The sequence below is a fragment of the Blastococcus sp. SYSU D00868 genome (assembly GCF_054050575.1).
Genome location: NZ_JBJGZO010000046.1, coordinates 21834 through 28667 on the forward strand (window position 1 = coordinate 21834; position 6834 = coordinate 28667).

The following is a 6834-nucleotide window of genomic DNA, read 5'->3' on the forward strand; positions in this document are numbered from 1 at the left end:
CGCGTGACACGCTGACCGACGTGGACGACCGCGCCGGAGCGCCGTGGCCCTCGGCCGGCACCCTGCGCCGGCTGGAGCGGGCCTCCGGCGCCATCGCCACCCAGGCCGTGGCGCGGATGGACGACCAGCTGCCCTGGTTCCGCACGATGCCGGCCGACCAGCGCTCCTGGGTGATGCTCGTGGCCCAGGCGGGCATCGCCTCGCTGGTGGAGTGGTGCCGCACCCCGGACCGCCCGCCGCGGCTGACCGGGGAGGTGTTCGGCGCCGCCCCGCGGGAGCTGGTCCGGGCGGTGCCGCTCAAGCAGACGGTCGACCTGGTGAAGGTCACCGTCGAGGTGCTCGACGACCACGTCCGCGACGTGGCCGAGCCCGGCGACGCCGACGCGCTGCGGATGGCGGTGCTGGTGTTCAGCCGCGAGGTCGCCTTCGCCACCGCGCACGTCTACGCGACCTTCGCCGAGGACCGCGGCGCCTGGGACGCCCGCCTCGAGGCGCTGGTGGTCGACGCCCTGGTCCGCGGCGAGCGCTCCGAGGAGCTGCCCGGCCGGGCCGCCGCCCTCGGGTGGACGGCGACGACCCCGGTGACCGTGCTGGTCGGCGCGGCGCCCTCGGACCGGGACGCGCACGCCTCGGCGCGGCGGGCGGCCCGGGCCCTGCGCAGCGAGGTGCTGGTCGGGGTGCACGCCGATCAGCTGGTCGTCGTCCTCGGCGGCGTCGAGGACCTCACCGCGGTCGCCGACCGGGTGGCCGAGGAGTTCGGGCCGGGGCCGGTGGTGGTCGGCCCGGTCGTGGAGGGGCTGGCGCGGGCGCCGGAGTCCGCCGCCGCCGCGCTCGCCGGGTTGCGGGCGGCGCCGGCCTGGCCGCAGGCGCCGCGGCCGGTGCCGGCCGACGCGCTGCTGCCCGAGCGCGCCCTGGACGGTGATCCGCTGGCCCGGGTGGCGCTGGAGGAGCGGGTCGCGCTCCCGCTGCAGGCCGCCGGCGGCGAGGTGCTGGAGACCGTCGGCGCGGTGCTCGCCGGCGGCGGCAACCTCGAGGCCAGCGCGCGGGCGCTGTTCGTGCACCCCAACACCGTCCGCTACCGGCTCAAGCGGGCCGCCGAGCTGACCGGCTACTGGGCGACCGAGCCGCGCGGCGCCTGGACCCTGCAGATCGCCCTCGCGCTGTCCCGGCTGGGCGGCGAGCGGTCGCTCTGGATGTGATCCGAGGACCCCGCCGCCCCCCACGCCTCGCCCGCTCGGCGCGGGCCCCTGCGCCGGGGCCGCCCGACCGGCCCCTAGAGGGCTGCACATGGGGCAGTGTGGTCCCCACCACGCCGACCGCATCCTGAGGCCTGTCGGGCCGCGGTCTTTGGAGGGTTCCTCCAAAGAGCAGCGGTGTGGTTTCGTGCCGACCGGCACCCACGCGGGCCGGCCCCGCCTGGCACGGTGAGGAGGTGCTGGCCGTCCTCGCCCCCGGACAGGGTGCGCAGAAGCCCGGGATGCTGACCGACTGGCTGGAGCTCCCCGGCGCCGAGTCCTTCTTCCGCTGGGCCGGCGCCATCGCCGACGCCGACCTCCTCACCCTCGGCACCACCGGGGAGGCCGAGGCGATCAAGGACACCGCGGTGACCCAGCCGCTGGTCGTGGCGATGAGCCTGTTCGTCGCCCGCGAACTCGGCGGGCTGCCCGGGCCGGTGCGGCACACGCCGCAGGCCGGGCGGGACGTCGTCATCACCGGCCACAGCGTCGGCGAGCTGACCGCCGCGGCGCTGGCCGGGGTGCTCAGCGTCGAGGCGGCGATCGCGCTGACCGCCGTCCGCGGCCGGGCGATGGCCGCCGCCTGCGCGCTCACGCCGACCGGCATGTCCGCCGTCCTGGGTGGCGACCCCGAGGCGCTCTCCGCCGCGCTGGACCGGCACGGGCTGGTCGCCGCGAACCTCAACGGCGGCGGGCAGACCGTCGTCGCCGGGCCGCTCGAGGGCCTGGCCGCGCTCAAGGACGACCCGCCGGCGAAGGCCCGGGTGCTGCCGCTGTCGGTGGCCGGCGCCTTCCACACCGAGTACATGGCCCCGGCCCGCGAGCAGCTGGAGGGCCTGGTCGGCGGCCTGACCCCGACCGACCCGAGCCGGCTGCTGCTGAGCAACGCCGACGGCGCCGCCGTGACCTCCGGCGCCGAGGCGCTGTCCCGGCTGGTCAGCCAGGTCACCAGCCCCGTGCGCTTCGACGCGTGCCTGGCGACCCTGCGCGACCTCGGCGTCACCGCCGTCATCGAGCTCCCGCCCGCCGGGGCGCTGGCCGGGCTCGCCAAGCGCGAGTGGAAGGGCACCGGCATCGACGTGCTCGCCGTCAGCGGCCCCGGCGACCTCGACCGCGCCCGCGAGCTGATCGAGGCCGAGCGGGGCCGCGCCGAGGCGCAGTACGCGCCGGACTGGCGGGTCGTCGTCGCCCCGGCCCGCGGCACGGTCGCCCCCGCCGAGATCGCCGAGGGCACGCACGTGCCCGCCGGCGCGCCGCTGGGCTGCATCCGCAGCCGCCGCGAGGAGGTCGGCGTCTCGGCCGGCTACGCCGGCGTGCTGGCCGAGTGGCTGGTGCACGAGGGCGACCTGGTCGACGCCGGTGACCCGATCGCCCGTCTCTACCCGGAGGTGTCCGAATGACGGCCATCAAGCTCAGGACGGGCGCCCCGGGCGCGCGGATCCTCGGCCTCGGCGGCTACCGGCCGCGGCGGCGCGTCACCAACGACGAGCTGTCGCAGGTGATGGAGACCAACGACGAGTGGATCCAGAGCCGGGTCGGCATCGCCGAGCGCCGCTGGGCCTCCGACGACGAGACGCTGGTCGAGATGGCCGTCGCCGCCGGCGGCAAGGCCGTGGCCGCCAGCGGCCTGGCGCCCGACGAGATCGACATGGTGATCCTGGCCAGCGCGAGCCTGAGGCACCCGATCCCCGGCATCGGCCCGCAGGTCGCCCACCGGCTGGGCATCCCCCGGCCGGGCGCGTTCGACCTCAACGCCGGCTGCGCCGGGTTCTGCTACTCGCTGGAGATGGCCAGCAACGCCGTCCGCGCCGGGTCCGCGCGCAACGTGCTGATCGTCGGGGCCGAGCGGCTCACCGACGTCACCGACCTCAACGACCGGGCCACCGCGGTGATCTTCGCCGACGGCGCCGGCGCGGCCGTGGTCGGCGCCTCCGACGACCCGGGCGTCGGGCCGGTGGCCTGGGGCAGCGACGGCGACCAGGCGTCGGCGATCGAGATCGTGGCCGGCACCGGCACGATGGTCATGGCCGGCCAGGCCGTCTACCGGTGGGCGACGACGCGGCTGACCGCGACGCTGGAGGAGGCGATGGCCGCGGCCGGCGTCGGCCCCGACGACATCGACGTCTTCGCCCCGCACCAGGCCAACCTGCGGATCGTCGAGTCGATGCACAAGCGGCTGGGGTTCCCCGAGCGCACCGTCGTCGCCCGCGACATCGTGCAGACCGGCAACACGTCCGCCGCCTCCATCCCGCTGGCGCTGGAGGCGCTGCTGGAGTCCGGGCAGGCCAAGAGCGGCGACCTGGCGCTGGTGCTGGGCTACGGCGCCGGGCTCACCTTCGCCGGCCAGGTCCTGCGCCTGCCCTGACCCACCCCCAGACCCCCCGGGCACCCCGGGCCGGCACCGGGACCGACCCGGCGCCGACGCACGAACGAGAGAGAGGACCTCAGCGTGAGCGAGGACATCCAGGCTGGTCTTGCCGAGATCCTGGAGGAGGTCGCGGGGGTCTCCCCCGCCGACGCCACCCCGGAGAAGTCGTTCACGGAGGACCTCGACGTCGACTCGCTGTCGATGGTCGAGATCGCCACGGAGGTCGAGAACAAGTTCGGCGTCGCGATCCCCGACGACGAGCTGGCCAACATCAAGACCGTCGGCGACGCCATCACCTACATCCAGAACAACCGCGGCTGAGCCGGTCCCCCGGCCGCCCGGACCCGCACGTCCCCAGGGAGGACCCGTCATGAGCACGAACGACGACGTCGTCGTCACCGGCATCGGCGCCACCACGCCGCTCGGGGGCGACGTCGCCAGCACCTGGGACGCGCTGCTGGCCGGGCGGTCGGGGGTCAGCCGGATCACCGACGACTGGATCCAGGAGTTCCCGGCGCAGCTCGTCGCGCGGCTGGCCGAGGACCCGGCCGGGAAGCTGGACCGGGTGCGGGCCCGCCGCCTGGACCGCAGCCAGCAGGTCGCGGTCGTCGCCGCCGAGGAGGCGTGGAACTCCTCCGGCGCGGCCGAGGCGGGGGTCGCCCCCGAGCGGATCGCCGTCGTCTTCGGCACCGGCATCGGCGGGGCGCTGACCCTGCTGGGGCAGGACGACGTCCTGGAGGAGAAGGGCCCCAAGCGGGTCTCCCCCTTCACCATCCCGATGCTCATGCCCAACGGCCCGGCCGCGGCCGTCGGGTTGGCCGTCGGCGCCAAGGGCGGCGTGCACGCCCCGGTCAGCGCCTGCGCCTCGGGCGCCGAGGCGATCCGCTGGGGCCTGGACCTCATCCGGTTCGACCGGGCCGACGTCGTCCTGGTCGGCGGTGCTGAGGCGTGCGTGCACCCGCTGCCGATGGCCGGGTTCGCCGCCATGCGGGCGATGTCCACCCGCAACGACGAGCCCGAGCGCGCCTCGCGGCCGTTCGACAAGGCCCGCGACGGCTTCGTGCTCGGCGAGGGCGCCGCGGCGCTGGTGCTCGAGCGGGGCGACGCCGCCCGCGCGCGGGGCGCCACGATCCACGCCCGGCTCGCCGGGGCCGGCGCCACCGCCGACGGCTACGACCTCGTCGCCCCCCACCCGGAGGGCGAGGGCGCCGGGCGCGCGATCAGCGCGGCGCTGCGCGACGCCGGCCTGAGCCCGTCCGACGTCGGCCACGTCAACGCGCACGCGACCTCCACGCCCGTGGGGGACACCGCCGAGGCCGCGGCCATCCGGGGGGCCCTCGGCGAGCACGTGCTGGTCACCGCCACCAAGAGCCAGACCGGACACCTGCTCGGCGCCGCCGGCGCGCTGGAGTCGGTGTTCACCGTCCTCGCGCTGCGGGAGCAGGTCGTGCCCGCCACCGCCAACCTCGACGACCCGGACGACGACGCGGCCGTCCAGGCGCTCGACATCGTCCGCCGCGAACCGCGGCAGGCCCAGCTCACCGCCGCGGTCAACGACTCCTTCGGCTTCGGCGGCCACAACATCGCGCTGGTGTTCACCACCGCCTGACGAAGGACCCCGTCCTCCTCACCCCTCGCACGCTCGGGGCGAGCCTCCGGACGGGGCCATCACCCACTCGAACGAGCTTTGGGGGGACCCCGTGACGACGCTCTCCGCCGCCCCGACCCTTGCCACCCCCGACCCGCGCGACCCGGAGGACCGGCTGTCCCGGTTCTTCGACGCGGGCTCGATGACCCCGCTGGCTCCCCGCGACACCTCGGGCGCGCTCGCCGCCCGCGGCACCGTCGAGGGCAGCCCGGCCGTCGCCTTCTGCACCGACGCGACCGTCATGGGCGGCGCGATGGGGCTGGACGGCTGCCGGCACATCGTCGACGCGATCGACACCGCCCTGCGCGAACGGGTGCCGGTGGTCGGGATCTGGCACTCCGGCGGCGCCCGGCTCGCCGAGGGCGTCACCGCGCTGCACGCCGTCGGTGAGGTCTTCGCCGCGATGGTGCGGGCCTCGGGCCGGATCCCGCAGATCTCGGTGGTGCTCGGCCCGGCCGCCGGCGGCGCCGCCTACGGCCCGGCGCTCACCGACCTGGTGATCATGGGCCCGGCCGGGCGGGTGTTCGTGACCGGGCCGGACGTCGTCCGCTCGGTGACGGGCGAGGACGTCGACCAGGAGACCCTCGGCGGCCCGGACACCCACGGCCGGCGCAGCGGCGTCGTCCACGTCGTCACCGACACCGAGCCGGCGGCGCTGGCCACCGCCCGCCGGGCCGTGGACCTGCTCGCCGCGCAGGGCACGTTCGCCGACGACGGGGACGAGCCGGACGTCGACCTCGCCGCCCTGCTGCCCGAGCAGAGGCAGCGCGCCTACGACGTCAAGCCGCTGGTCTCCGCGGTCCTCGACGAGCCCGGGCTGGAGCTGCACCCGCGGTGGGCGCCCAACGTCGTCACCGTGCTGGGCCGGCTGGCCGGGCGGACCGTCGGCGTGATCGCCAACAACCCGCTGCGGCTGGGCGGCTGCCTGGACTCGGCCTCGGCGGAGAAGGCGGCCCGGTTCGTGCGGATGTGCGACGCGTTCGGGGTGCCGCTGGTGGTCCTGGTCGACGTCCCCGGCTACCTGCCCGGCGTCGGCCAGGAGTGGGACGGCGTCGTGCGCCGCGGCGCGAAGCTGCTGCACGCCTTCGCCGAGACCGTGGTGCCGCGGGTGACCCTGGTGACCCGCAAGTCCTACGGCGGCGCCTACATCGCGATGAACTCCCGGTCGCTGGGCGCGACCGCGGTGCTGGCCTGGCCCGGCGCCGAGGTCGCGGTCATGGGCGCCAAGGCCGCCGTCGGCATCCTGCACCGCAAGAAGCTGGCCGCCGTCCCGCCGGCCGAGCGGGAGGCGCTGCACGCCGAGCTCGCCGTGGAGCACGAGCGGATCGCCGGCGGGGTGAACCGGGCGCTGGAGATCGGCGTCGTCGACGAGGTCGTGGAGCCGGCGCAGACCCGGCGGCGGCTGATCCGGGCGCTCGCCGAGGCCCGGCCCGGCCGCGGCGCGCACGGCAACATCCCGCTGTAGCCCTGGCCGGGATCAGGTCCCCTGATCGTGGCGGGGGGGGGGGGCCCCCCCCCCCCCGCGGGCGGCCGCGGCGCCGGGGACGGTGGCGGCCCGCGGGGGGGGGGGCCGGCGGGCGGGC

The 6834-nt window shown here is 76.7% G+C and carries 6 protein-coding genes; all 6 read left to right on the forward strand.

Annotated features, from left to right (window positions below; genetic code table 11):
- Nucleotides 1-20: 20 nt before the first annotated feature.
- The 6 genes from ACI79F_RS23475 (at nt 21) to ACI79F_RS23500 (ending at nt 6716) form a co-directional block, all read left to right on the forward strand.
- Entirely contained in the window at nt 21-1199 is a 1179-nt protein-coding gene (locus ACI79F_RS23475; RefSeq protein ID WP_456547536.1) for a PucR family transcriptional regulator, read from the forward strand.
- A 233-nt stretch (nt 1200-1432) separates the two neighbouring features.
- Nucleotides 1433-2635 carry an acyltransferase domain-containing protein gene (locus ACI79F_RS23480; RefSeq protein WP_456547537.1) on the forward strand — a complete coding sequence of 401 codons (1203 nt, stop codon included), beginning with the start codon at nt 1433-1435 and terminating at the stop codon, nt 2633-2635.
- A complete protein-coding gene (locus ACI79F_RS23485; protein ID WP_456547538.1) occupies nt 2632-3600 on the forward strand; it encodes a beta-ketoacyl-ACP synthase III in 969 nt (322 codons plus the stop codon). Before ACI79F_RS23480 ends, ACI79F_RS23485 begins: the two co-directional genes overlap by 4 nt.
- Before the next feature lie 84 nt (nt 3601-3684).
- Nucleotides 3685-3924 carry an acyl carrier protein gene (locus ACI79F_RS23490; protein ID WP_456547539.1) on the forward strand — a complete coding sequence of 80 codons (240 nt, stop codon included), beginning with the start codon at nt 3685-3687 and terminating at the stop codon, nt 3922-3924.
- A gap of 49 nt (nt 3925-3973) precedes the next feature.
- Complete coding sequence (locus tag ACI79F_RS23495) at nt 3974-5212, forward strand: beta-ketoacyl-[acyl-carrier-protein] synthase family protein (protein WP_456547540.1); 1239 nt, start codon at nt 3974-3976, stop codon at nt 5210-5212.
- Between the two features lie 91 nt (nt 5213-5303).
- Nucleotides 5304-6716 carry an acyl-CoA carboxylase subunit beta gene (locus ACI79F_RS23500; protein ID WP_456547541.1) on the forward strand — a complete coding sequence of 471 codons (1413 nt, stop codon included), beginning with the start codon at nt 5304-5306 and terminating at the stop codon, nt 6714-6716.
- Nucleotides 6717-6834: the final 118 nt, after the last annotated feature.

Coding starts and splice junctions, on each gene's coding strand:
- ACI79F_RS23485 (WP_456547538.1), top strand. CDS start 2,632: ATGACGGCCATCAAGCTCAGGACGGGCGCCCCGGGCGCGCGGATCCTC.
- ACI79F_RS23495 (WP_456547540.1), top strand. CDS start 3,974: ATGAGCACGAACGACGACGTCGTCGTCACCGGCATCGGCGCCACCACG.